The organism is Mycetocola tolaasinivorans (genome assembly GCF_003667565.1).
Classification (GTDB): domain Bacteria; phylum Actinomycetota; class Actinomycetes; order Actinomycetales; family Microbacteriaceae; genus Mycetocola; species Mycetocola tolaasinivorans.
Genome location: NZ_RCUX01000006.1, coordinates 21,481 through 45,869, shown reverse-complemented (window position 1 = coordinate 45,869; position 24,389 = coordinate 21,481). Strand labels below are relative to the sequence as shown.

Below are 24,389 nucleotides of genomic sequence, written 5' to 3'. Positions count from 1 at the left end.
GGGTTTCGGGGGCGGATTTTTCTGTCGACACGCGAGTAGAGTTGAACGCACCGCGCGGCACGGCTGCCGCATTCCCCGCACCACGTTTCGGAAGACCAATGATGCCCTCTCCCGCCACCCGCTCCATTCCCGTGCCCCGCCGCCCGCTGCGCCTCGGCGTACTCGGTGCCGCCCGGATCGCCGGCCGCTCCCTGATTCCGGCGGCGACCGCCGCCGGCGACGTCCTGGTGGCCGTGGCCGCCCGCGATCCCCAGCGCGCCCGCGAGTACGCGGCCGAGCACGGCTTCCTCCGCGCCGAAAGCGACTACGCCGCCCTGCTGCGATCCCCCGATATCGAGGCCGTCTACGTGCCGCTGGTGAATTCCGAGCACGCCGAGTGGGCCGCCCGAGCCCTCGACGCGGGCAAGCACGTGCTCGTGGAGAAGCCCATCGCGGCCAATGCCGACCAGATGGAGGCGCTCGCGAGGCGCGCGGCCGGGTCCGGCCTGGTGCTCGCCGAGGCGTTCCACTACGCGATGCACCCGCTGTGGCTGCGCGTGCACGAGGTTCTGGGCTCCGGGCAGCTCGGCACGGTTCAGGGCATCACGATTCGCTCGGAGATCCCCGCCCCCGCGGATTCAGACCCGCGCTGGAGCCTCGCCCTCGCCGGCGGCAGCGTCATGGACGTCGGCTGCTACGCCCTGCACGCCGCCGAGAGCCTGGGCGCGCACTTCGGTGGCACGCCGCGGGTGGTCTCGGCCACCGCCCTGGCCCGCCCGGAGGACGCCGAGGTGGATCGCTCCCTCACCGCCGAACTCACCTACCCCGACGGCACCCCGGTGCACGTCTCCTCCTCGATGGACGCAGCCGACATGGAGTTCTCGTTGCGCATCACCGGCACCGCGGGCGCCCTGGATGTCCCGGACTTCGTGCTCCCCCAGCTCGATGACCGCCTGATTTTCGGCCCCGCTGACGCCCCCATCACCGAGCACCTGGGCACCCGCGCCTCGTTCGACTTCCAGTTGGACGCCTTCCGCGCGGCCGTCCGAGGCGACGCCACCTTCCCGGTGAGCATCACCGAATCACTGCACACCCTGCGGCTGGTGGATGCCGCCTACCGTGCCGCGGGCCTGGCACCGCGGCCGGGGGCGGAGCTCAGCGCGCGGGTGTAGGGAATCCCACCCCCGCGCACCGGCGGCTAGCCCCGCGAAACCTCACCCGCGAATCCGTGCTCCAGACCGGTCGCAAAACCGGCTGTGGGGCGCGGCTCGGGGATTCCCGGGGCCACGCAGCACACTCCGGATTCCGGCAGGATGAGTTCCACCCGCGCGGCAGCCTCGTGATCGCCGGCAATTGCGGCCACCACCGAGCGCACCTGCTCATATCCCGTGGCCAGCAGGAACGTGGGTGCACGACCGTAACTCTTCATGCCCACGATGAACACGCCCGCCTCCGGCTGGGCAAGAATTTCGGCCCCGTGGGGCTCGACGGTGCCGCAGGAGTGGTGGTTGGGGTCGATCAGTGGGGCGAGCTGGGCCGGCGCCTCGACCACGGGGTCGAGGTCGAGTCGCACCTCGCGAAGCATGTCGAGATTCGGGCGGAATCCCGTGGCCGCGGCGATGGCATCCACCACGATCTCGGTGGATCCATCGGCCTTCACCTTGACCCGTCCGGACGGGGTCGCGGCCAGGGAGTGGATCGCGAAGTCTCTCAGCAGGGTGATGCGGCCATCGGCCACGGCGGCACGCAGGCGCGTCCCGAGCGCTCCGCGGGCGGGGAGCTCATCGGCATCGCCACCGCCGTAGAGACGGTGCGGGGAGTGGCCTCGGATCCCCCAGAAAATCTCGGTGTCCGGCTCGGATTCGGCAAGCTCCACGAGCGCGAGCAGCGTGTTGGCGGCCGAGTGTCCGAGGCCCACTACCAGGGTTGAGCGACCGGCGAAGCGCGTGCGATCACGCCCCAAAACGTCGGGGAGCGCGCCGACGAGCCACGGCGCACACGCGGACTCCCCGGCCGCCGGATACCCACTGGCCCCCAGCGGATTGGGGGTGGACCAGGTGCCGGAAGCGTCGATCACCGCGGCCGCGGCAATTTCCTGCACCCCGCCCGCGGTCTCGACCCGAACCACGAGGGAGTGGCGTTCGCGCCCCACCGAGCGCGTCTTATCGATGCCGCGACGACCCACCCCGATCACCCGCGCGCCGTAACGGATGTGCGGCGCGATCTCCGGTGCGGTCGCGAGCGGCTGCACGTACTCACGCACCAGCTCGGCCCCGGTGGGCACCCGCTCGGGGTCGGGGGCGACCCATCCGCGCGGTTCCAGGAGAGCGCGGGCCGCCGGGTCGGTATTGAATCCCCAGGGGGAAAACAGCGAGATGTGCCCCCACTCGCGCACCGCGGAACCGGCGAACTCGCCGGCCTCGAGCACGAGCGGGCGTAGGCCGCGGGTCACCAGGTGGGCGGCGGCCGAGAGCCCGATCGGTCCGGCACCGATCACGATGACGGGGAGTTTGGGATCCGGAGTGGGGTGAGACATGGCACGTCCATTCATTCATGCAGATTGACAGGTATCAACAGCATAGACTGTTAATAGAAGTAATGACATGCAATACTGGATACATGACCATCACGACCCTTGAGCTCACGCCCCTGCCCCGGAAATCCGGAGATGACCCCGCGGCGCGCGCTCACGCCCTTGCGCCACTCATGCGTGCACTCGGCGACCCGAATCGCCTGCACCTCGTCCTGCTCCTCGCCGACGGCCCCCTCACGGTGCGCGAACTCACCGATGCCTCGGGCCTCAGCCAAACCCTGGTCAGCCACCACCTCGCACCGCTGCGCGAGCTGGAGCTCGTGACCGTCACCCCGCGCGGCCGCGCGAACGTCTACGAGCTCTGCTGCGAGGCCCTGGCCACCCCGGTGCGCCTCCTGGCCAGCATTGCCAGCGCGACGCCCGAGGGTCGCGAGGCCTGCTGCGCGGCGGATAACGGCTCCTAAAATCCACAACGCCCCTCCCGACTCAGGTTCGGGAGGGGCGTTGTGCGTTGCGTAATCGACTAGTCGGTCAGCGCGATCGCGTCGATCTCGACGAGCATTTCCTCGCGCGGCAGGCCGGTGAACACGGTGGTGCGGGCGGGCAGCACACCCGAGGTGACGCGAGCCGAGACGAACTCACCGTAGGCGTCGTTCATGATCGGGAAGTCCTCGCGCTTGGTGAGGTAGACGCGCAGCATCATCACGTCGTCAAACGTGGCACCGGCGGCCGCGAGAATCGCCTCAACGTTCTGCAGGGTGCGGGTGGTCTGGGCGGCCACGTCGCCGGGGAAGAGGTACTCGTTGGTTGCGGGGTCCACCGGACCCTGACCGGACACCTGCACAAACGGGCCCTTGCGCACGCCCTGCGAGAAGGTGTGCGCGGGGGCGGGGGCGTCGGTGGTGGAAATGGCGATGCGTTCTGACACGATGGGGCCTTTCGGGCGGGGATGCCGGACCCGGTGCGACGAACGCGCCCCGGGCGCCAACCTGTTGACGGCGTTCGATTCCCGATGCTAGAACATACGTAGGGCGGGTGCAAGCACTCGGCGACAACGATCTGCCCACGGACACGGTCGTCGAGACCGGGGCGAGGACGCCCCACCAATCAGGCAGGGGTTTTACCGATGACAGGCGCGATCGACCCGATGGCCCATCCGCTCGCTTCCGGCCCACTGAAGGCGTTTCCGCCCGCGCCGGCCGGCATCACCCCCGAGGCGCTGCGCGCTACGCAGCCACCGCTGGATTCACTGACGACCCCGCTCGTGAGCGTCGATCAGGGTGCGATTCGCGACAACATCGAGGCGATGCGTGGCTGGTGCGAGAGCGCCGGCGTGGGCCTCGCCCCGCACGGCAAAACCACCATGAGCCGGGCACTGTGGCTGCAGCAGCTGGAAGCCGGTGCCTGGGGAATCACGGTGGCGACGCCCTGGCAGCTGAGCGTCGCGCTGGGCTGGGGCATCCCGCGCATCATGCTCGCGAACGCCCTGGTGCAGCCCGCCTATCTGCGGCTCGTGGGCACCGCACTGCGCGAGACGAACACCCGGATCGTGGTGTGGGCGGACTCCCTGCGGGCGGTCGAGATCATGGACACCGTGCTGCGCACCGAACCCGCGGTGCGGCCGCTCGAGGTGCTCGTGGAGCTCGGCCAGCACGGCGGCCGCACCGGCGCACGAACCCACGAGGAGGCCGTCGAGATCGCGTCCGCGGTGTCCGCCTCCTCAGTGCTCGCCCTCGCGGGTGTTGCGGGATACGAGGGCGCGCTGGCCCACCACGGCGACGCGGCGTCCCTCACCATCATTCGCGACTACCTGACTCGCCTCGCGGGTCTCGACGACGCCCTGCGCGACAGCTACGATCCGCGCATCGACTCGGCGATCGTGACCGCGGGCGGCAGCGCCTACTTCGACGTCGTGGCCGAGGTGCTCGCCGCGCGGCACGCCCCCGCGGAGGGCCGCGAGGTTCTGCTGCGCTCGGGGGCCTACATCTCCCATGACGACGGCTTCTACCGCGGGATCACCCCGCTTGGCCGCGGCGGTTCGCGGGAGTTTCGCTCGGCGATCCACGGGTGGTCCACCGTGGTGTCCCGGCCGGAGCCCGGCCTCGCCCTGCTCGATGGCGGCAAGCGCGACTTCCCGTTCGATGAGGGCCTGCCCGAGGTGCAGGGCGTGCGCCACCTGGGCAGCGAGCGCGTCGAGGAGCTGCCGGGGGCGCGCGTCACCGCGATGAATGACCAGCACACGTTTGTGGAGCTGGCCGCGGGCAGCGAGATCTCGGTGGGCGACGTGGTCCGGCTCGGGCTCTCCCACCCCTGCACGACCTTCGATAAGTGGCGGGCCCTGGTGCTGATCGATGATGTGCGCGCCGAGCGTCCGCGCGCGGTCGACGTCATCACCACCGAGTTCGGTTAGGCGAGCACCGTGCAGACCATCCTGCTGCGTCACGCCCGCATCGTTGACGGCACGGGGGCACCGAGTGTTCCGGGTGACGTTCTGATTGTCGATGGCCGGATCGCCGCCCTCGGCGAGTGGCTCACCGTGCCCGCGGGCGCGCACCTCGAAATTGACGTGGCCGGGCAGGTGGTGGCCCCCGGGTTCATCGACATGCACGCGCACTCCGATCTCGCGGTGCTCCACGATCGCGAGCACCTGGCGAAGGTCTCCCAGGGCGTGACCACCGAGGTGCTGGGGCAGGACGGCCTCTCCTATGCACCCACCACGGATGCGACCATGGCGATCCTGCGCCGCCAGATCACCGGCTGGAACGGCGAGCCCGCGAGCGTTGACTTTGCCTGGCGCAGCGTGGGCGACTACCTCGACCTGATCGACCGGGGTGCGGCGCTCAACGTGGCCTACCTCGTGCCGCAGGGCAGCGTCCGGATGGCCGTGATCGGCACCGAGAACGTGCCCGCGACCCCCGCCGATATTGACGCAATGCGCGCCCTGGTGGCCGCCGGAATGCGTGAGGGCGCGTTTGGGATGTCCTCGGGGCTCACCTACGTACCCGGGATGTTCGCGGACACCGATGAGCTCGTGGCGCTGTGCACCGAGGTGGCGGCTCATGGCGGATTCTACGCACCGCATCAGCGCTCCTACGGCCGCGGAGCACTCGAGGCGTATGCGGAGATGGTCGAGGTCGCGAAGCGCTCGGGGGTGGCCCTGCACCTGACCCACGCCACGATGAACTTCGGCGTGAATGCGGGGCGGGCGAGCGAGCTGATCCGGCTCATCGAGGAGGCCGCGGTGGACGGCGTGGCCATCTCGTTTGACACCTACCCGTACCTCCCCGGCTCCACCACGCTCTCGGCGCTGCTGCCCGGCTGGGCGGCCGCCGGTGGCCCCGACCAGACCCTCGCGCGGCTTCAGGATCCCGTGCAGCGCGAGCGGATTCGGCACGAGCTGGAGGTCACCGGATCTGATGGCTGCCACGGGGTGGTCACCGACTGGGACACCATCGAAATTGCCGGCGTGCGTAACCCCGCCCTCGGCGGTATCGTCGGGTCCACCGTGGCGCGGCTCGCGCAGAGTGTGCGCGGCGGCACCCGCTCGCTGGTGCCGCCGGAGATCGCGGCGGCCTGGCCCACGGATGACCCCACCGGGGTGTTCTTTGCGCTCCTCCAGCAGGACGGATTGGCCACCACCATCCTCCAGCACGTGGGCGATGAGGCAAACGTGCGCACCATGATGCGGCACCCGCTGCACACCGGCGGGAGCGACGGCATCCTCGTGGGCGACAAACCCCATCCGCGCGCCTGGGGCACCTTCCCACGCTTCCTCGGCCACTACGTGCGTGAGGAGGGGGTGCTGGGCCTTGAGGAGGCGGTGGCGCACCTCACCTCGCGTCCGGCATCGATCCTCGGCCTGGAGGATCGCGGCGTGCTGCGCGTGGGCGCGGTGGCCGACCTCGTGGTCTTCGACCCGGACACCATCGCCGACCGCGCCACCTTCGCCGAGCCCCGGCAGCAGGCCGCGGGGATCTCCTGGGTGTTTGTGGCCGGGGTGCCGGTGATCGCCGAGGGCGAGCGCACCGAGGCCGTGCCCGGTCAGGCGCTGCGTGGCTCGGGATGGGTGTAGCGCAACACCCGCGCTGATCACTCACCCAGCTTCCAGAACTCGGCCGGCCACCACAGGGGTGCGCTACCGTGCGATAGTGACGATAACCGCGCGATGGTCGCCGTGCCCGATCTGGGAGGAGGCACAGCGCTGGATTTTCGTGTCCGATCGCACCAGCACATGATCGATGGGGGCAGCGAGCGAATCCGGAAGTGACAGCGGCCAGGTCCCCACACCGCGTGCGCTACACGCAAGCGAGGCATCTTTATACCCCTGGATTCGCGCGAGGGGGCCGTGACGAAGCGTGGCGTTGAAGTCACCGGCAATAATGTCGGGGATCTCCGAAGCGGCCGACTCGGCAATGGTTTTCAGGTCGGTACGCCATGCATCCATCAGCGCGGGAAGGGGCGGAGCCGAATGGACGCCCAGGATCGAGTATCCCGCGCGATCCGCTGAGGTGAGGGAAACGGAGCCGAATGAGGTGGGAAGGGCATCGTTCTGAGTGAACTGGATACGATCGGCACGCGTGAGTATCGTTGTTGGGGCGATGCCGCCCGAGTATGCAGCGGTGAAGCCCTGATCGCGAGTGCTATGGACCGTAAACGGAAGACCGGAGCTGGCAATTGCGCGTTCGGCGGCATACTCGCCTCCCTCGGGGAGGACGATCACATCCGGATTACCGAGTCTATCGAGCTGCAACAAGTCCGCCGCGGTGAGCGTGTCCTGGCTGTTATATACAGCGACTGTCAGCGTTCCTCTCGCTCCGTCGGCGGATTGTTCAGCCTCAACGGGAACCGAAGAACCGGAGGGCCACAGCACCAAACCCAAACCTGCCAGGAGGAGCATCACAGTCGCAGAAATTGTGACGCTGCGAAGTCCCGGTGAGCGCCGCAGGATACGGCGTTGCGCAAGTAACACCGTGATTGCGCAAACAGCTCCCAGGATGAGAACCAGACCAAAGATGGCGCTAAACGCCAGGAGGTGAGCAACGCCTAGGCGTTCACTCACAACGCTCGCGAGAGATGAGCCGGGGAAAAACACGAGTACCAGCAGGGCCGCTGCCGTGAGCAAGAAAGCTACGGCAGCGGCCCAACGAGCAAACGATACTTTTGGCCCGGCCTCATTGAGAGAATCCATGTTTTGGCCTTCTCGGGCCCGCCTTTCTACTTCAACGTTACGAGTCGACCCTGGTTGGCGAGGTCTTTACACTTGGTCGACGCGGTAGCGTTCGATTTCGTTGCCGATCCAACACTCCGCCCAGTAGCGTTGTTTGCGAGGTCCATTCGCTTATCAGGACCGGCTGGGGTCTCACTCTCATGACGATCCCCAAATCCCTTCGCGGCTGATGCACCCATCTCAATCGTCATGCGCGCGTTCCAGGAGCAGTGCCGGAACGCATCACCTTTACCCTGATACTAGGTGTTTTGGGCGAACTTGGCCTGAGCCTGACTACTTGCGTCATCTGCAGCGTTTTTCGCTTTCAAACAAATCGCCGACCGGGCCACCTTCGCCGAGCCCCGGCAGCGGGCCGCCGGGATCTCCTGGGTGTTTGTGGCCGGGGTGCCGGTGATCGCCGAGGGCGAGCGCACGGAGGCCGTGCCCGGCCGGGCGCTGCGTGGCCCGGGATGGGTGCCAACCAGGTAGCGAGACCGCGGCGACGCGCCGTCTGGTCGTTTCGCACGCACCCCGTGTTACGCAGCGTGTCGAACCGCTTTGCGATGCCCCCCGAACGGGAGAGAGGATGACGATGAGGGAACACTCCCCCTCATTTCCGGCGATCCCCACGCCCCACTCCTTTTCCCCCGGAGGAAACAATGTCTCGTTCGATTCGTCTTGTGAGCGCTCTTGCGCTGCTCACCGTTGCCGGCCTCGGGCTCGCCGGCTGCTCGGCCAGCGCCTCCCCCGCGGAGAACTCGGCGAGCGCCAAGGCCGCCACGGCCGAGAGCCTCAAGGACTTCGGCACCATCGATGAGCTCGCCGCGGCCGCCAAGGCCGAGGGCAAGCTCAACGTCATCGCGCTGCCGCGCGACTGGGCCAACTACGGCGCCATCATCGATGCGTTCAGCAAGAAGTACGGCATCAAGGTCAACGAGCTGCAGCCCAACGGTTCCAGCGCCGATGAGATCGCCGCCGCGAAGAACAACAAGGGGCTCGACACTGCCCCCGACGTGTTCAACATCGGCGACACCATTGCGAACAGCAGCGAGAAGTACCTCGCCGTGTACCGCAACCAGGCGTGGGACGAGGTAGACCCGAGCCTCAAGGACGCCGATGGTCACTTCATCGCCGGTGAGGGTGGATTCCTCTCGATCGGATACGACTCCGCCAAGGTGCCCGAGCCCAAGACCTTCAACGATCTGCTGGGTGCCGACTATAAGGGTCTCGCCATCTCCGGTGACCCCACCAAGAACGCTCCGGGACTCGCCGCCGTGGGTCTCGCAACCCTGCAGGAGGGCGGCACCCTCGACAACTTCCAGCCGGGAATCGACTTCTTTGGGAAGCTCAACAAGGCCGGTAACCTGATCAGCGTGCAGCCGAGCTCGGCCACCGTGGTGTCGGGTGAGACCAAGCTGATCATCTCCTACGACTACTCCAACGTGGCCTACGGCCGTGACCTCCCCACCTGGAAGGTCACCATCCCCGAGGGCACCGGTTACGGCAGCTTCCTCTACCAGGCCATCAACAAGGATGCCCCGCACCCGGCGGCCGCGCGCCTCTGGCAGGAGTTCCTGTACCAGGCCGAGCAGCAGAACGAGTGGATCAAGAGCGGTGCCCGCAGCCCGATCGAGGCCGCGCTGGTGAAGGCCGGCACCGTGGACAAGACCGCTCTGGCCGGTCTGCCCGCCGCCCCCACGAAGTACGAGATCCCCACCATCGAGCAGTCGAAGAAGGCCGGCGAGCTGGTCGGCACCAACTGGGCTCGCGCGGTCGGCTAACCACGTGACCTCGCTTGTTACCCCGCCGGGTACCGGATCCTCCGGTACCCGGCGTTCGGGCACCCGGGGCACCGCGCGCTCGCGTTCCCGAATCGCCCTGACCGCGGGCCGCGGAGTGGGCCTGCTGCCCTTCACGCTCTACGTGCTGCTGTTTCTCGCGGTGCCCACGGTCATCGCACTGGTCAGCGGTTTTCAGGATGCCGATGGCGGCTGGACCCTCGACAACCTCTCGGCGCTCGGCGATCCGCTGATCCTCCGCACCATCGGCAGCTCGCTGTGGCTCGCGGCGCTCACCTCGCTGCTCGGCGCGATCATCGGTGCCCTGGTGTGCTTTGCGATGATGGGCCTCGATGAGACCCGCCTGCTCTCCCGCGTGGTGACCTCGATTTCCAGTGTGCTCGCCCAGTTTGGTGGCGTGATGCTGGCGTTTGCGTTCATCGCGACCATCGGTATTCAGGGTGCGATCACGGTGTTCCTGCGCGGCGAACTCGGCATTGATATCTATCAGGACGGCGTGTGGCTGTATGAGCTCCCCGGCCTGATCCTGCCCTACCTCTACTTCCAGGTTCCGCTGATGATCATCGTGTTCCTCCCCGCCATGAAGACGCTGCGGGTGCAGTGGGCCGAGGCCAACCTGACCCTCGGTGGTACCCGCCTCACGTTCTGGACGCGGATCGGTCTGCCCCTGCTCTTCCCCTCCTTTGTGGGCAGCTTCCTGCTGCTGTTCACCAACGGTTTTTCGGCGTACTCCACCGCCGCCGCGCTCATCAACCAGGCGTCCCCCATCGTGCCGCTGCAGATTCGTCTCGCGCTCAGTAGTGAGACCGTGCTGGGGCGCGAGAACGTTGCCGGCGTGCTGGCGCTGGCGATGATGGTGATCATGGCCGTGGCGATGGCGCTCTACGCGCTGGTGCAGCGCCGGGCCGCGAGGTGGCGGATATGAGCGCGAAGCCGCGTCACCCGCTGGCTCCGGCGCGGGCCACCCGGATCATCATCCTGGCCGTGATCGGCGCCCTGTTCGCGGTGCCGATCGCCTCGATGGTCGAGTTCACGCTGCGTGATCCCCAGACCGGCGGTCACACGCTGAATAACTGGGCGAGCCTATTCGCCCCGGATGCCGCGAGCACCTACGAGGTGGTGTGGACCGGGATCGGCAACTCGCTGCTCCTCTCGGCCTTCGCGGTGGCGGTGGTGCTGCTGATCCTGGTGCCGACGATGGTGTACGTCGAGGTGGAGTTCCCCCGGCTGTCGCGGGTGCTGGAGTTTATCTGTCTGATTCCGCTCTCGCTGCCGGCGATCGTGCTCGTGGTGGGTTACGTGCCGGTGTATCAGTTCATTGGTCGCACCGTGGGCACGGATGTGTGGTCCCTGGGCTTCGCGTACGGCATCATCGTGCTGCCGTTTGCGCATCGCGCGCTGAAGTCGAACCTCGACGCGATCGGCATTCGGGTGCTCAGCGAGGCTGGCCGCACCCTCGGCGACTCCTGGTTCGGGTTCCTCTGGCGCGTGGCCGTTCCCAACCTGCGCAGCGGCATTTCGGCGGCGGTGCTGATCACCGTGGCCGTGGTGTTTGGGGAGTTCACCCTCGCCTCGCTGCTGAACCGTACCAACCTGCAGACCGCGCTCAACATCATCAACTGGCAGAACCCGTTTGTGTCCGTGGCGATCTCGCTGGTCTCACTGATCGCGGTGTTCCTGCTGCTCCTGGCCGTCAGCGGCCTGGGCCGGGTGGGTGTGCGCCGCACTCGGCGGCCCGCCACCCCGACTCCCGTTTCCCCCACTCCCCTGCGAGGTACCCGATGACCACGTCCTCCCCCGTTCTGCCCGGCATCGTGGGCACCCCGGTGCACTTCGAGGCGGTCTCCCTACGCTTTGGCAGCACGCTGGCGCTGGATGAGTTCTCCCTCGTCATCGCCCCCGGCGAGTTTGTTGCCCTGCTCGGGCCCTCGGGCTCCGGCAAGACCACCGCGCTGCGGGCGCTGGCGGGGCTTGAGGCGGCCACCGCGGGGCGCATCCTCGTGGATGGCGGCGATATCACCGGCGTCCCCACCAATAAGCGCGACCTCGGCATGGTGTTCCAGTCGTACTCGCTGTTCCCGCACCTCACCGCGCTGGAAAACGCCGAGTATGGCCTGCGTTCGCGCCGTCAGCCGAAGGCCGCGCGCCGCGAGGCGGCACAGGCGGGCCTTGATCTCGTGGGTCTGGGCGACCTGGCCGACCGCTACCCGCATGAGCTCAGCGGCGGCCAGCAGCAGCGCGTGGCCCTCGCCCGCGCGCTGGTCACCCGGCCGAAGGTGCTGCTGCTGGACGAGTCGCTGTCGGCGCTGGATGCCAAGGTGCGCGTGCAGCTGCGCGAGGAGATCCGCCAGCTTCAGCTGCGCCTCGGCATCACCACGATCTTCGTGACCCACGACCAGGAGGAGGCACTCTCGGTCGCCGACCGGGTCGCGGTCATGCGGGACGGCCGGATCGAGCAGGTTGGCACCCCCGAAGACCTCTACCTCCGCCCGGCCAGCGCCTTCGTGGCCGAGTTCGTGGGCGTCACCAACCGCATCCCCGCCGAGAACCTCGGCGACGGCACCGTGCGTGTGCTGGGCAGCGTGCTGCCGGTGGCGGAGGTTCCGGCGACGGAGGTTCCTGCGGCGGAGGTTCCTGCGGCGGATGCAACCGCGGGCGGGCTCGTCGCGTATGTGCGGCCGGAGAATCTGCGGTTGGTGGTGGGTGCTGGTGCTGGTTCTACTGCCGGATCCGGCGTCTCCGCGACCGTGGTCGAATCCTCGTTCCTCGGCTCCTTCCGGCACACCCTCGTGACCCTCCCGGATGGCTCGCTCCTGCGTATCCAGCACGCCGCCACCGAGGCCCTGGCCATCGGCACCGAGGTGCTGGTGGAGGCGGTGGCGGTCACGCGGGTGGTCGCGGCGTAGCAGTCCTCGCGGACCCGAAATTACCGCTGTCGGGGCGTCTCACTGCTGCGGAAACTTCTCATTCAGTTCCGCGTAGGCCTCTGCCTCGGTGAGTTCACCCGTCAAGATTCTGCGTGCACGCCCCAGCGAATCCATCTGAGAGTCGTTGTTACGGCATGCGTCTTCAGCAAATCGATTGTGATTCAGGATAACGCTCGCGGCGACGTAGTGTTCAGCACACATGGGTCATGCCGGGCTCTGATTTCGGTGGTTCATCAGGTCAGCCGCTCCCTGTGTGCTGCCCCGCGGTTCCGTATCCCCGAGGTCCAGCTATGACCACCGAAAAGGAGTGAACATGAGTCAGAAACCGAGCCGACGCACGGTCACCACGGGCCTCACCCTGCTCCTACCCGTCCTCGGGATCGTGAGCATCGCCATCATCCTCTACCGGCTGAGCGACAATACGGGCACCGCCGTCGTGGCGGTGGGGCCATCAATCGCTATCCCCCTCCTCGCCGTTGTCTCGCTGCTCGCCGTGGTCGGTCCCGTCATCCTGGCTATCGTGGACAGGCAAGAACGGCTCCTGCTGATTGCCGCCGGGATATTCGCGATAGCTGGTTTGGCAAACGCAGCACTGACCTCATCGCTGTTGGGCGGGACCACACATTTCCCCTTCTCCATTGCGGGAATAGCCGTCGGCCTGCTTCTCTGCCTTAATCGCTTACTCCTCGCAGCCGAGCGAGGGCGCTTCCGACCCGCAACGACCTGATCTGGATGCGGGCACTACTCGGAAACGAAAAACCCACCCGGCTGGCACCGGGTGGGTTCGAATGTTGATCTCAACGCTACGTGGCTTTGCCTCGCACCACAACGAAAAGGCCCCGACCCGGACATGCCGGACGGGGCCCTCACGCGGGGGAACCTAGCGGTTTAGCTCGATCTGGCCGAGGTCCGCGTAGCGCAGGCGCACCGGGTCGTGCAGGGTGTGGGTGCGGGCGTTGCGCCAGAAGCGGTCGGCGCGGAGCGAGCGGTCGGCGGTGCGGGCACCGGTCCAGGAGAACAGCTCGGTGGACACGCGGTTGGAGACGTCGGCGGAGAGCGCCTTCGTGGCCAGCAGGCCCTCGCGCACCTCGGTGAGCAGTGGTTCCGGAGCGTCGGGGGTGGCCTCGGCCCGGTCGATCACCGCGGCGGTTTCGCGCAGCAGCGCGGCCACGGCGCGCACGGCGGCCGACTCCTTCCCCACCTGGAAGCGCAGGATCGGGTCCTCCACGAGGCTCGCGTACTGCGCCAGCTCGAAGGGCACCCGGTTGCTCGCGCGCACCGAGGCCACGCCGTAGCGTAGCGCGCCCTCGGCGATGCCCACGTCGATCGCCGCGTGCGCGAGGCGTCCGGCCTCGGCCCAGGCCGTGGGACGGGTCGCCGGGCTCCAGGCAAACACAAAGTCGGCGGGCACGGCCACCTCGCTCAGGCGCAGGGTGCCGCTGCCGCTGCCGCGCTGGCCCATACCGCTCCAGTCGTCGATGATTTCGAGGCCCGGGGCGTCGGTCGGGATGAAGGACATGATGACGCTGCCCTCGCCGTCCACGGCCATCACGGTGATCCAGGCGGCACCCAGCGAGCCGGTCGCGTAGAACTTCTGGCCCGAGGCCAGGTAGGAGCCGTCCTCCTGACGGGTGAACACGGTCGAGAAGTCGGCCGCGTGGCGGCCCCCGCGCTCGGCCGCGGCGTTGGCGATCCGCTTGCCCGCGCGAATGTCCGCGTAGAGACGCTCGCGCGCCTCATCCGAGCCGAGCATCACCACGGCGTCGGTGAAACCATAGTGCGGCTGGAGGAGCTGGGCGATGCCCGGATCCGCCTGCGCCAGAATGCGGAACACCTCGGTGATCTCGACCTGGCTGGCACCCGGACCGCCGAGCGCCGCGGGAATACGCAGCGCGAGCAGGCCGGAGTTCTCCAGGATCTCGCGGGCCGCGGCGTACTCGCCCGACTCGTCGCCATCCAGTGCGATGTTTGCGAGCGCATCCCGGGTGGCCTCGGCCAGGGCGATGAACTCGGGGTTGATGGTGTGGGACATGGCACATCCTTTACTGCGAGGGGCCGCCGCGGCGAACCCGAAAATGGGTGGGGCGACTAGATCGAAACCTGGTGCGCGGGGTGGGTCGCGGGCAGACGCGGCGAACCAAAGACGCGCTCGCGCAGACCCGAGGTGCCGTAGCTCTCCCGGGCCAGACCGCGCTCACGCAGGCGGGGCAGAATGTGCTCGATGAAGTCATCGAAGGTTTCCGGCTGCACGATGGGCTGCACGTTGAACCCGTCAATGCGGCCGTCGATCGCGCGACGCTCGATCTCGTCCACAACCTCCTCGGGGGTACCCACGATCGGCTGCACGTACGAACCCAGCGTGCCGAAGTGCTGCTTCAGCTGACCCACGGTGCGGGCGTTGCCGCCCTCCACCGAGAAGCGCTTGGCCTGAGTCTGGACGTGATCGGTGTCGCCCTTTTCGAAGACGGTGTCCTCGTCATAGTGGTCGAGATCCCGGCCGCTCACGCCGCACCAGTGCGCGAGGGCACCCTCACGGGAGAGGTAGTTCTGGTACTCCTCCAGGCGCGCCTGCGCCTGCTCGTGGGTCTTGCCCACCACAACCTGCAGGCCGCCGAGGAGACGCACGTCCTCGGGGTTACGCCCCGCGGCCACCGCGGCGGCCTCGATGTTTTCGCGAGCCTTCAGCTGCCCGGCGGCCTCGTTCGTTCCGAGGAACACCACCTCGGCGTGCTTCCCGGCAAACTGCACGCCACGGCCCGAGGTACCCGCCTGGAACAGCAGCGGGGTGCGCTGCGCGCTCGGCTCCACCAGGTGCGGGCCGGCCACCGACCAGGTGCGCCCCACGTGGTTGATCGCGTGAATGCGGTCAGCCTCGGCGTACACGCTGCGCTGGATGTCCGCAACGACCGCGTCCTCATCCCAGCTCTTCTCCCACAGCTTGTAGGAGATCTCCAGGAACTCCTCCGCGCGGTCGTAGCGGTCATCGTGGCTCCACTGCTCGGTCAGGCCGAAGTTACGGGCGGCCGAGGGCAGGTAGGAGGTCACGATGTTCCAGCCCACCCGGCCACCGGTCAGGTGATCGAGGCTCGACCAGCGGCGCGCATTCGCAAACGGGTGCTCATAGCTCGTGGACGCGGTGACCACAAAGCCGAGGTTCTCGGTGACCGCGGCCATCGCCGGAATCAGGGTCAGCGGATCGTGGGCGGGGAACTCCACCGCGTTCTCAATCGCCGGAGCGGACGAGCCACGGTAGGTGTCATAGAGGCCCAGAACATCCGCGAAGAACACCGCGTCAAAGCGCGCCTCCTCATAGCGGCGGGCGCGATCCAGCCAGTGCTTCAGGCTGCCAAAACCCAGGCGATCATCGCGCGGGTGAGCCCACATGCCCTGCTGCACATTACCAACGGTGTTGCCCTCAAACGCGTTGAGGATCAGGGGACGGCGAGGTTCGGTGTGACGGCTCATCGGGGGAATCCTTGATACTGGGGAGGTGCCGCTCCGAGGCGTGCGCCGGCATCATGGCGCACCGGAAACGTCACCGTGGGGATGCGATGGCGGCCCGGTTCGAGGGGGATCGGTGGGGCACCATACGCTTCACATTCTGTCCCAGGATCACCACGACCCGGCAGTTGTGTGACGAATCATGACACCCACCCCCGCGCGGGGGCTTGTGGGTCCTGCGCGCTACTCCGCGGGCACCGTTTCGGCGGCCGCCGCGCGGGCGGCAGGGGCCTTCGTGACCGGGGATTTCGCCGCCGACTTATTGGCGACCGCTGCCTTCTTCGCGCGCGGCTTCGCCGGCACCTTGGGCTTTGCCTTGGCGCGCGTGGCCCGGGTATCCGGTAGGGCCGGCACTGCCAGCGCAAAGCCGTCGCGGGCATCGGCCAGCAGGGCGCGCAGTAGCGCCTCGGGGTCGGCGCTCGGCTCGGGGTCGCCACTCGCATCGGTGACGGGCGCGTCTTCCGCCTCGGGCACCGGCATCCCGAACCGTCCCCGCATGACCTCGATGGCCTGCGGATTCTGATCGATCAGCACGAAATTGCGACGCAGCTCGCGCGCCGCCGCCCCCGTGGTGCCGCTGCCGGCGAAGAAGTCGAGGACCCAGTCGCCCTCGCGGCTCGACGCCTGGATGATGCGGCGCAAAATGCCCAGCGGTTTCTGGGTGGGATACCCGGTTTTTTCCTTGCCCGTGGGCGAGACGATGGTGTGCCACCAGACGTCCGTGGGCAGCTTGCCGCGCGCGGCCTTCTGCGGGGTCACGAGCCCCGGAGCCATATACGGCTCGCGATCCACCGCGGTCGAGTCGAAGTGATAGTTCTCGGGATCCTTCACATAGACCAGGATCGTGTCGTGCTTGGTGGGCCAGCGGCGGGTGGCCTTCGCGCCGTAGTCATAGGCCCAGATGAGCTCGTTGAGGAAGCTCTCGCGGCCGAAGATCGCGTCCAGCATGACCTTCGCGTAGTGCGCCTCGCGGTAGTCGAGGTGGAGGTAGAGCGTGCCCTGCGGGCTCAGCAGTCGCCACGCCTCCAGCAGGCGCGGTTCGAGAAACGCCCAGTAGTCATCGAAGGTGTCATCGTAGGTGCGCAGCTCGCCGCGGATGCGCTGATAGCTCTTCCCTTTAAACCCCACGCTGCCGCTCACACCGGGTTCATCACGCACCGCGGTGGTCACGTGACGGGCCTGGCTTCGGCCGGTGTTAAACGGCGGGTCGATGTAGACCACCGTGAAGGACTCATCCGGCAGGGTGGCCAGGAGCTCCAGGTTGTCTCCGTGCCAGATCTCGCTGGATTCGGGAAGGCTCGAGGTCACGACTAGGGCACCCGGTTCAGCCAGGCATCGGTCGCAAACTTCTCGCGCACGAGGGTCTCCGCCTGCGCATACTCGTCCGCGGTGATCTCGCCGGAAACCGCACCGGTGAGGGTCACAAAGGTGGCCTTCATGGCATCGATGATCTCGGCGCGGCTGCGTCCGGTCTGGCTGCGCAGCGGATCCACGCGCTTCGCGGCGGAGGTGGTGCCCTTATCCGAGAGCTTTTCACGGCCGATGCGCAGCACGCGCGCCATCTGGTCGCCGTCCATGTCGTAGCTCATGGTCACGTGGTGCAGCACGCCGCCGCTGCCCAGGCGCTTCTGGGCGGCGCCGCCGATCTTGCCGGCGGGCGAGGTGATGTCGTTGAGCGGCTTGTATACGGCCTCGATGCCCAGCTCGCGCAGCGCGGTGAGCACCCAGTCGTCGAGGTAGGCGTAGCTCTCGGCGAAGGTCATGCCCTGCACGAGATCGGCCGGAACGTACAGCGAGTAGGTGATGATCGCACCCTTGGCCATGAGCATCGCGCCGCCACCGGAGATACGTCGCACGACGTCGAAGCCCTCGGCGCGGGCGGCGTCCAGGTCCACCTCGTTCTTAAGCGACTGGAAGGAGCCGATGACCACGGCGGACTCGTCCCACTCCCAGATACGCAGGGTCGGTCCGCGATGTCCGAGACCGACCTCGCTGGTGAGGACCTCGTCGAGCGCGAGGTGCGTGCGCGGGGGCACCGCGTGGGTGTGGATGATCTGCCAGTCGAAGTCGCGCCAGTCGGCGGCCGCGGTCACGGAGCGACGAATCGCGGTCGCGACCGACTCCGGGGTGAAGCCGAGCAGCTGCGCGCCCTCGGGCAGGGCGGCCTGAATGGCCGCGGTAATGGTGGTGGCGTCGCTGCCCGCATCAAGACCGTTCACGGCGGCGTTGATGTCCTCAATGGCCTCGTCGGGTTCGAGGAAGAAGTCTCCCGCGAGCCGGAAGTTCGCAAACACCCCGTCCACGACATCGAGATCAACCACCACGAGCTTGCCGCCGGGCACCTTATATTCACCGTGCATGCCCCCAGCCTACCGATTCACTGCGAATCCCTCCCGTGTCGCGGCGAAGAGGGGCAGAATGAATGCATGACGACGTTTATCCTGGCCCGGCACGGCGAAACCATTTGGCACACCGGACATCGATATGCGGGCATGAGCGACATCCCCCTCGACGCCGAGGGCCAGCGCGCCGCCGACGCCCTCGCCGAGTGGGCGGTGGGTGCCCAGCTGGACGCCATCGTGGTCTCGCCGCTCATCCGCGCGGTCAACACCGCACGCCCCAGCGCCATCGCGCTGGGTGCCCCGCTGCACATCGAACCCGATCTCGTGGAGGTCGATTTTGGCATCGGCGAGGGCAAAACGATCTCCGAGCTGCGCCCCGAATATCCCGACGAGGTGGCCGCCTTCGAGGCCGCCCCCGCCGATACCCCGCTGCCCGGTGGCGAGGTCGGCCGGCACGCCATCGAACGCTACCTGCGGGTGCTCGACAAACTGCGCGAACGCTACCCGGTGGGCCGGGTGCTCATCGTGGGGCACGGCACCGCAATTCGCCTGGCGGTCAGTGAGCTGATCGGCATCGACCCCAACCGCTACCGCGATCTCATGCCCGAGATGCTGAACTGCGGCCGCACCACCCTCGAAATCACCGACCGCGGTGTGGCCCTGCAGGGCTTCAACGTGCCCACCTACGTTCCCGGGGCCTCCGCATGAGCGTTCAGATCCTCGCCATCGACGGCTGCCCCAGCCTCGACGCCGCCACCGAAAACACCCGGCTCGCGCTCGAAGCCCTCGGCCTCGCCGAAACCGCGATCGAACACGTGATCATTCGTGATGCCGAGGGTGCCCGCGCGCACTCCTTCGCCGGCTCCCCCACCATCCTGGTTTCCGGCACCGATCTTTTCCCATCCGACGGGGCTACCGAGAGCCTCGCCTGCCGCGTGTACCCGACGGAGACGGGCATCGCCCCGGCTCCCTCGCGCACGCAGCTGGTCACCGCGCTTCGGGAGCGTCTCACGCCCCCGATTTCCTGAAACATCCATTCGAAGGAGAACACCATGCAGGCTCTCGTAAACGGTGCCGTCATTGCCGACGCCGCCCCCGCAGACATCGTACTGATCGAGGGAAACCGCTACTTCCCACCCACCTCCATCACCGCGGGGGCGCTCGTGGAAAGCCCCACCCCGTACACCTGCCCGTGGAAGGGCGTCTGCCAGTACTTCGACGTCATCACCCCCGAGGGCACCCGCATCGTTGATGGTGCCTGGAGCTACCCGAACCCCTACGACGGTGCCGAGGAGCGCGTGGGGCACGTCTTCGCGAACTACGTCGCGTTTGCGCCTGGAGCAACCTTCACCGACTAGCGCGACGCGCTCAGCGCACTCAAGCGTTTGCCGCCGCAGGCACGTGCCCGTTCAGCCACCGGATGAGGTCCGCGATGATCTCATCGCGGTTGAGCTCGTTGTAGATCTCGTGCCGAGCCTCGGGATAGATGTGCAGGGTGACGTCGGTCAGGCCGGCGCGGTTTCGGTAGGCGGCGTCGAGCTTGGTGAGACCGCGCTGGCCGCCGAGGGAGTCGGCCGAGCCGCCCTGGATGAGCATCGGGATGTCCCGCGGCATTTTCTTGGGCGGGCGGCCGAGGAGGCCGAGGGCCTGCAGGGCGTTCCAGGCGGGCTTTTCGCCGATATCAAAGTTGAGGGGGTCGGCAAGGAACGCGGCACCGGCCTCCGGATCCCGGTTCAACCACTCGACCCCGGTTGCCTGCGGCCCGCGCCAGGGCTTGTTGAGGTCGCCGCCATTGAGCACACCGGGCATCGCAAGGCTCGATCCGGACAGCACCACCGCGTCATAGATGCGGGTGGTGTTGATGAGCTTCTGCGCCATGAGCGAGCCCCAGCTGTGCCCGAGCAGCACGAGCGGCACCCCGGGATAGTCGCGCGAGATGGCCTCGCCCACGGACCGCAGCGAACCAATCGCGCCACGCACCGCCCCCGGGCCAAGGTTGGCGAGGCCGCCGGCCTCGAGACCGGTGCGGCCGTGGCCACGGTGATCATCCGCGACCACCGTATAGCCGGCCGCCACGAGCTCCTCGGCGAGCGCCGCATATCGGCGCGCGTGCTCCCCCACACCGTGCGCGAGATGGATCACCGCACGTGGCTTTTCGGACGCCCAGGTGTACGTATAGATGCGAACGCCGTCCCGATCGATCACGGTTCCGACGCGGGCACCGGTGGGGTCAATCTCGGCTGAAGTGGTTGACTCGGTCACCCCCTCAGACTAGCCAGTGCCACCCATTTACGCCCGCATTATTTACTTAGCAATGCTAATAAGTTATGCTAACGATCTATGACGATCGATCCGAACCTTGACGCGACCCACATCCGCCAGGGCGTACTCCACCTCTCGCGACGCCTGCGCGCCGAGAAGGCGGATAACGAGGTCAGCGACGGTCAGTTCTCGGCGCTCGCCTGCCTCTACCGGCACGGCCCGCATACGCTCGGCCAGCTCGCCGAACACGAACGCGTCTCCGCGCCCTCGATGAATCGCACGGTGAACTGCCTCGAAAAAAGCGGCTACGTGGGGCGCGCGAGCGATCCCTCGGATGGCCGCCGGGTCATGATCAGTCTCACGTCAGAGGGCCACGAGCTGGTCTCTCAAACGGTGCTCCAGCGCGACGCCTGGATCGACACCCGCATCCGTGACCTCTCCCCGGAGGATCGTGACACCCTCACCCGCGCCGCCGAAATAATGAGGAGGCTCGCGACCGCGTGAGTGCCATGTTCCGCTCCCTGTCCGGATACAACTATCGCCTGTGGTTTATCGGAGCCCTGGTGTCCAATGTGGGCACCTGGATGCAGTCCACCACCCAGAGCTGGGTGGTCCTGACCGATCTGACCCACAACGATGCCGTGGCAGTGGGCGTGACAATGTCGCTTCAGTTTGGCCCGCAGCTCCTCCTGGTGCCGGTGAGCGGATGGATCGCCGACCGCTTTGACCGCCGCAAGATTCTCCTCTGCACGCAGAGCGCGCTCGCCCTCCTCGGGCTGAGCCTCGGCCTGCTCCTGCTGCTCGGAACCCCGCAGCTCTGGCACATCTACCTCTTCGCACTCATGCTGGGCCTGATCAACGCTATCGACGCCCCCGCCCGGCAGACGTTTGTGTCCGACCTCGTCTCCGAACACAACATGTCCAACGCGGTGGCACTGAACGCCGCCTCGTTCAATGCGGCCCGCATGATCGGACCGGCCGTCGCGGGCCTCCTGATCGTCGCGGTTGGCTCCGGCTGGGTGTTTGTCATCAACGCCTTCACGTTCCTCGCAATGATCTTTGTCCTGAGTAAGCTGCGCCTCGAGGAGATGCGCACACGACCCAAGCGCGCGGCCACCGGGCGCGGGCAGCTGAGCGGCGGCTTCCGCTACGTTGCCGCTCACCCCGACCTCGTCGTGATCTTCGCGATCGTGCTCCTCATCGGTGCGTTCGGGCTCAACTTCCCCATCTTCTCCTCCACCATGGCGGTGGAGTTTGGTCGCGGGGCGGGCGAGTACGGAATCCTCTCCTCCATTCTCGCGATCGGGTCCCTCACCGGGGCGCTGCTTGCCGCCAGACGCGCGCGTGCGCGGCTTCGCGTCGTGATTCTTTCGGCCGGCGGATTCGGTATCGCCGCCGCCATCTGCGCGGTGATGCCCACCTATGCGAGCTTCGCGGCGGCCACAATCCTGCTCGGCTTCACCTCGGTGAGTATGCTCACCACCGCCAACGGATACGTACAGACCACCACAGAACCCGGCATGCGCGGCCGCGTGATGGCGCTCTATATGGCCATCCTGATGGGCGGTACCCCCATTGGCGCACCCGTGATGGGCGCGATCGCAAATACCTGGGGGCCGCGCTGGGCCCTCGGAATTGCGGGTGCCATTTCGGTAGTCGCGTGCCTCATCGGCATGGCCTGGATGGTGATCGCGCGCGACATGCGGATCCGTCGCCATCCAGACTCTGCCTGGCGTCTGCGCGTCACCCACCTCAGCAGCCCGGACGAACCCGAACCCGTCGAGTTCTCCGATGAGCTCGCCGCCACCGCGCCGATCACGCTGCCCAAGCTGCCCAAACCCGGCCCGCAGCCGCCGAAGGGCACCCCACCCACACCGTAGACGCGCTGCGCGCACGGAGGGCCCACCGCGAACGACGCGGTGGGCCCTCCGTGCGTGTGGCCGGCTAGCCCTTCACGCTGCCCGCGGCGAGGCCCGACTGCCAGTAGCGCTGCAGGTAGAGGAACAGGAAGATCAGCGGGATGATCGACACGAACGATCCGGTGATGACCATCGAGAACATCGCGCCGCCGCCACCGCCGCCACCGCTGGTGCTCGTGGCCTGCCACTGGGCGAGGCCCACGGTGAGCGGGAAGAGGTCACCGTTATTGAGCATGATCAGCGGGAGGAAGTAGTTGTTCCAGGTCGCGACCACCGCGAACAGGAACACGGTGACGATGCCCGGGGCGAGCAGGCGCAGACCGATCTGCCAGAAGATGCGCAGCTCGCCGGCACCGTCGATCCGGGCGGACTCCATCAGGCTGGTGTCCACAGCATCGGCCGCATACACGCGCATCAGGTAGGCACCGAACGGGCTGATGATCGAGGGCAGGATGACCGCCCACATGGTGTTCGTCAGCTGCATGCCGCTGAACAGCAGGTAGGTGGGTACGGCCAGCGCGGTGAGCGGCACCATGATCGAGCCGAGCAGCACGCTGAATAGCGCCTTGCGGCCGGGGAACTCGTACTTCGCGAAGGCGTATCCGGCAGCGGTGGCCAGCAGGGTTGCACCGATCGCGCCGACGCCCGCGTAGAGCGCGGTGTTGCCGAGCCACTTCAGGAACACGCCATCCTGGTAGGCGAAAACGCTCGCGATGTTGTCAAACAGCTTGAAGCCGTCGCTCGCAAAGGCGAAACCGAACGAGGTGAACAGCCCGGTATCGGACTTCGTGGCCGCAAACGCGAGCCAAATGAGCGGCAGCAGGAAGTAGGCCGCCACACACACCATGAGTGCGGTGAGCAGGCCGCTCTTGCGCGGGGTGATCGCGGACTTCCGCGGAGGCACAGCACGGTTACCGTGCGCGGGCTTCTTCGCCGCGGAGGAGGAACGGGTGGGGTTCAGTGTTGAGGTCATTAGCCCATCGCCTTCTGGTTGCGGCGTTCAATGGTGTTCTGCACGGTGAAGGAAACCACCATGATCACGATGCCGAGGAAGAACGCCAGCGCCGCCGCATAGTTCACCTGCTGGTTCACAAACGCGAGGTTGTAGGCGTAGAGGTTCGGCGTGTACGAGGCCCCGATCACGTTCGGTGCGATCTTGTACATCAGGCTCGGCTCGTTGAACACCTGGAAGGTGCCGATGATGGAGAAGATCAGGGTGAGCAGCAGCGCCGGGCGGATCGCCGGAATCTTGATGCTCCACGCCACGCGGAACGCGCCCGCGCCGTCCATACGGGCGGCCTCAAAAACCTCGGTGGGCAGGGTGCGCAGCGAGGCGTAGAGGATGATCATGTTGTACCCCACGAACTCCCACGTGATGATGTTCATGATCGAGGTGAGCATCCACTCCTGCGAGAGCAGATCCGGGGTGGGGAGGCCAAGGGTCGCGCCGAGCTGCGCGATCGGGCCGTACTCACCGCCGTAGAGGTAACCCCACATGAGGGTTGCGATCACGCTGGGCACCGCGTAGGGCACGAAGATCGCGAGGCGGAAGAACTTCGAGGCCCGCAGGCGATCACTATCGATGATCAGCGCAAACAGCAGCGAGAGCGCCAGCATGATCGGCACCTGCACCAGCAGAATCGTGGTGACGCGGCCGAGACCCTCGAGGAACTTCGGGTCGGAGAACGCGGTGATGTAGTTCTCAAGCCCCACAAAACTGACCCCGCCCACGATCTGCTCGCGGTAGAGGGAGAGGTAGGCGGAGTAGCCGAGCGGTAGCAGCACGAGGGCAATCAGCGCGATAAAGAACGGGGTGACAAAGAGGTAGGCGGCGCGGTTTTGAACGCGCTTGCTTGCGGAGGTGCGCGGCTTTGCGGCGCGGCTCGCTGAGGGAGCGGAGAGTACGGCCATGACATCCATC

Annotated in this window: 23 protein-coding genes and 2 pseudogenes; 14 read left to right on the top strand and 11 right to left on the bottom strand. The window is 67.3% G+C overall.

Going from position 1 to position 24,389, the window contains the following annotated elements:
- Window positions 1-98: 98 nt before the first annotated feature.
- The gene (locus D9V32_RS08575) at window positions 99-1,151 is read left to right on the top strand and encodes a Gfo/Idh/MocA family protein (protein WP_121648498.1); all 1,053 of its coding nucleotides are present in this window, start codon (window positions 99-101) and stop codon (window positions 1,149-1,151) included.
- Window positions 1,152-1,177: 26 nt separating this feature from the next.
- Here D9V32_RS08575 and D9V32_RS08570 read toward each other — a convergent pair whose 3' ends face one another.
- The gene (locus D9V32_RS08570) at window positions 1,178-2,515 is read right to left on the bottom strand and encodes an FAD-dependent oxidoreductase (RefSeq protein WP_121648497.1); all 1,338 of its coding nucleotides are present in this window, start codon (window positions 2,513-2,515) and stop codon (window positions 1,178-1,180) included.
- A gap of 83 nt (window positions 2,516-2,598) precedes the next feature.
- Here D9V32_RS08570 and D9V32_RS08565 point away from each other — a divergent pair, with 83 nt between their 5' ends.
- Window positions 2,599-2,976: an ArsR/SmtB family transcription factor gene (locus D9V32_RS08565; RefSeq protein WP_121648496.1), complete on the top strand. Its 378-nt coding sequence runs from the start codon at window positions 2,599-2,601 to the stop codon at window positions 2,974-2,976.
- A gap of 59 nt (window positions 2,977-3,035) precedes the next feature.
- On the opposite strand, the gene D9V32_RS08560 is transcribed toward D9V32_RS08565, so the two are convergent.
- Window positions 3,036-3,440, bottom strand: coding sequence for a RidA family protein (locus D9V32_RS08560; RefSeq protein ID WP_121648495.1), 405 nt, complete (start codon window positions 3,438-3,440; stop codon window positions 3,036-3,038).
- A gap of 198 nt (window positions 3,441-3,638) precedes the next feature.
- On the opposite strand from D9V32_RS08560, the gene D9V32_RS08555 reads away from it, so the two are divergent.
- Entirely contained in the window at window positions 3,639-4,922 is a 1,284-nt protein-coding gene (locus tag D9V32_RS08555) for an alanine racemase (protein WP_245982199.1), read from the top strand.
- A 9-nt stretch (window positions 4,923-4,931) separates the two neighbouring features.
- Window positions 4,932-6,584, top strand: coding sequence for an N-acyl-D-amino-acid deacylase family protein (locus D9V32_RS08550; RefSeq protein ID WP_121648494.1), 1,653 nt, complete (start codon window positions 4,932-4,934; stop codon window positions 6,582-6,584).
- Window positions 6,585-6,647: 63 nt separating this feature from the next.
- Here the strand turns inward: D9V32_RS08550 and D9V32_RS16035 are convergent, their stop codons facing one another.
- Window positions 6,648-7,700 (bottom strand): endonuclease/exonuclease/phosphatase family protein, encoded by a 1,053-nt coding sequence (locus D9V32_RS16035; RefSeq protein WP_147440434.1) that lies wholly within the window; start codon window positions 7,698-7,700, stop codon window positions 6,648-6,650.
- A gap of 26 nt (window positions 7,701-7,726) precedes the next feature.
- Window positions 7,727-7,963 (bottom strand): annotated as a pseudogene (locus tag D9V32_RS16660) (DUF6973 domain-containing protein); the annotation flags it as partial.
- Window positions 7,964-8,377: 414 nt separating this feature from the next.
- Here D9V32_RS16660 and D9V32_RS08540 point away from each other — a divergent pair.
- The 5 genes from D9V32_RS08540 to D9V32_RS08520 all read left to right on the top strand — a co-directional run bounded on the left by D9V32_RS08540 (window position 8,378) and on the right by D9V32_RS08520 (window position 13,171).
- Window positions 8,378-9,499 (top strand): ABC transporter substrate-binding protein, encoded by a 1,122-nt coding sequence (locus D9V32_RS08540; protein WP_121648492.1) that lies wholly within the window; start codon window positions 8,378-8,380, stop codon window positions 9,497-9,499.
- A gap of 4 nt (window positions 9,500-9,503) precedes the next feature.
- Window positions 9,504-10,442 carry an ABC transporter permease gene (locus D9V32_RS08535; RefSeq protein ID WP_342772572.1) on the top strand — a complete coding sequence of 313 codons (939 nt, stop codon included), beginning with the start codon at window positions 9,504-9,506 and terminating at the stop codon, window positions 10,440-10,442.
- Entirely contained in the window at window positions 10,439-11,302 is an 864-nt protein-coding gene (locus tag D9V32_RS08530) for an ABC transporter permease subunit (RefSeq protein WP_121648491.1), read from the top strand. Before D9V32_RS08535 ends, D9V32_RS08530 begins: the two co-directional genes overlap by 4 nt.
- A complete protein-coding gene (locus D9V32_RS08525; protein ID WP_121648490.1) occupies window positions 11,299-12,423 on the top strand; it encodes an ABC transporter ATP-binding protein in 1,125 nt (374 codons plus the stop codon). The genes D9V32_RS08530 and D9V32_RS08525 overlap by 4 nt, the downstream gene beginning before the upstream one ends.
- 334 nt (window positions 12,424-12,757) lie before the next feature.
- A complete protein-coding gene (locus tag D9V32_RS08520) occupies window positions 12,758-13,171 on the top strand; it encodes a hypothetical protein (protein ID WP_121648489.1) in 414 nt (137 codons plus the stop codon).
- A gap of 153 nt (window positions 13,172-13,324) precedes the next feature.
- Here D9V32_RS08520 and D9V32_RS08515 read toward each other — a convergent pair whose 3' ends face one another.
- The 4 genes and pseudogenes from D9V32_RS08515 to lplAB form a co-directional block, all read right to left on the bottom strand.
- Window positions 13,325-14,476 (bottom strand): acyl-CoA dehydrogenase family protein, encoded by a 1,152-nt coding sequence (locus D9V32_RS08515; RefSeq protein ID WP_121648488.1) that lies wholly within the window; start codon window positions 14,474-14,476, stop codon window positions 13,325-13,327.
- 56 nt (window positions 14,477-14,532) lie between these two features.
- Window positions 14,533-15,909 carry an LLM class flavin-dependent oxidoreductase gene (locus D9V32_RS08510; protein WP_121648487.1) on the bottom strand — a complete coding sequence of 459 codons (1,377 nt, stop codon included), beginning with the start codon at window positions 15,907-15,909 and terminating at the stop codon, window positions 14,533-14,535.
- Between the two features lie 507 nt (window positions 15,910-16,416).
- Window positions 16,417-17,253 (bottom strand): annotated as a pseudogene (locus D9V32_RS08505) (DNA-methyltransferase); the annotation flags it as partial.
- A gap of 2 nt (window positions 17,254-17,255) precedes the next feature.
- A complete protein-coding gene (gene lplAB / locus D9V32_RS08500) occupies window positions 17,256-18,305 on the bottom strand; it encodes a lipoate-protein ligase LplAB (RefSeq protein ID WP_121648485.1) in 1,050 nt (349 codons plus the stop codon).
- Window positions 18,306-18,371: 66 nt separating this feature from the next.
- On the opposite strand from lplAB, the gene D9V32_RS08495 reads away from it, so the two are divergent.
- Genes D9V32_RS08495 through D9V32_RS08485 form a run of 3 tightly spaced genes read left to right on the top strand, consistent with a single transcriptional unit; the run spans window position 18,372 to window position 19,645 of the window.
- Complete coding sequence (locus tag D9V32_RS08495; RefSeq protein WP_121648484.1) at window positions 18,372-18,995, top strand: histidine phosphatase family protein; 624 nt, start codon at window positions 18,372-18,374, stop codon at window positions 18,993-18,995.
- On the top strand, window positions 18,992-19,315 hold the full coding sequence (locus tag D9V32_RS08490) for a hypothetical protein (RefSeq protein ID WP_121648483.1): 324 nt from the start codon (window positions 18,992-18,994) through the stop codon (window positions 19,313-19,315). The genes D9V32_RS08495 and D9V32_RS08490 overlap by 4 nt, the downstream gene beginning before the upstream one ends.
- 24 nt (window positions 19,316-19,339) lie before the next feature.
- Entirely contained in the window at window positions 19,340-19,645 is a 306-nt protein-coding gene (locus D9V32_RS08485) for a DUF427 domain-containing protein (protein WP_121648482.1), read from the top strand.
- A gap of 19 nt (window positions 19,646-19,664) precedes the next feature.
- Here D9V32_RS08485 and D9V32_RS08480 read toward each other — a convergent pair whose 3' ends face one another.
- Window positions 19,665-20,549: an alpha/beta hydrolase gene (locus D9V32_RS08480; RefSeq protein ID WP_121648481.1), complete on the bottom strand. Its 885-nt coding sequence runs from the start codon at window positions 20,547-20,549 to the stop codon at window positions 19,665-19,667.
- A 78-nt stretch (window positions 20,550-20,627) separates the two neighbouring features.
- Between D9V32_RS08480 and D9V32_RS08475 the strand changes: the two genes are divergently transcribed.
- Window positions 20,628-21,053 carry a MarR family winged helix-turn-helix transcriptional regulator gene (locus D9V32_RS08475; protein WP_121648480.1) on the top strand — a complete coding sequence of 142 codons (426 nt, stop codon included), beginning with the start codon at window positions 20,628-20,630 and terminating at the stop codon, window positions 21,051-21,053.
- 5 nt (window positions 21,054-21,058) lie between these two features.
- On the top strand, window positions 21,059-22,429 hold the full coding sequence (locus D9V32_RS08470) for an MFS transporter (RefSeq protein WP_121648479.1): 1,371 nt from the start codon (window positions 21,059-21,061) through the stop codon (window positions 22,427-22,429).
- 64 nt (window positions 22,430-22,493) lie between these two features.
- Here D9V32_RS08470 and D9V32_RS08465 read toward each other — a convergent pair whose 3' ends face one another.
- Window positions 22,494-23,441 (bottom strand): carbohydrate ABC transporter permease, encoded by a 948-nt coding sequence (locus D9V32_RS08465; protein WP_121648478.1) that lies wholly within the window; start codon window positions 23,439-23,441, stop codon window positions 22,494-22,496.
- Window positions 23,441-24,388: a carbohydrate ABC transporter permease gene (locus D9V32_RS08460; protein ID WP_121648477.1), complete on the bottom strand. Its 948-nt coding sequence runs from the start codon at window positions 24,386-24,388 to the stop codon at window positions 23,441-23,443. Before D9V32_RS08460 ends, D9V32_RS08465 begins: the two co-directional genes overlap by 1 nt.
- Between the last annotated feature and the right edge of the window lies 1 nt (window position 24,389).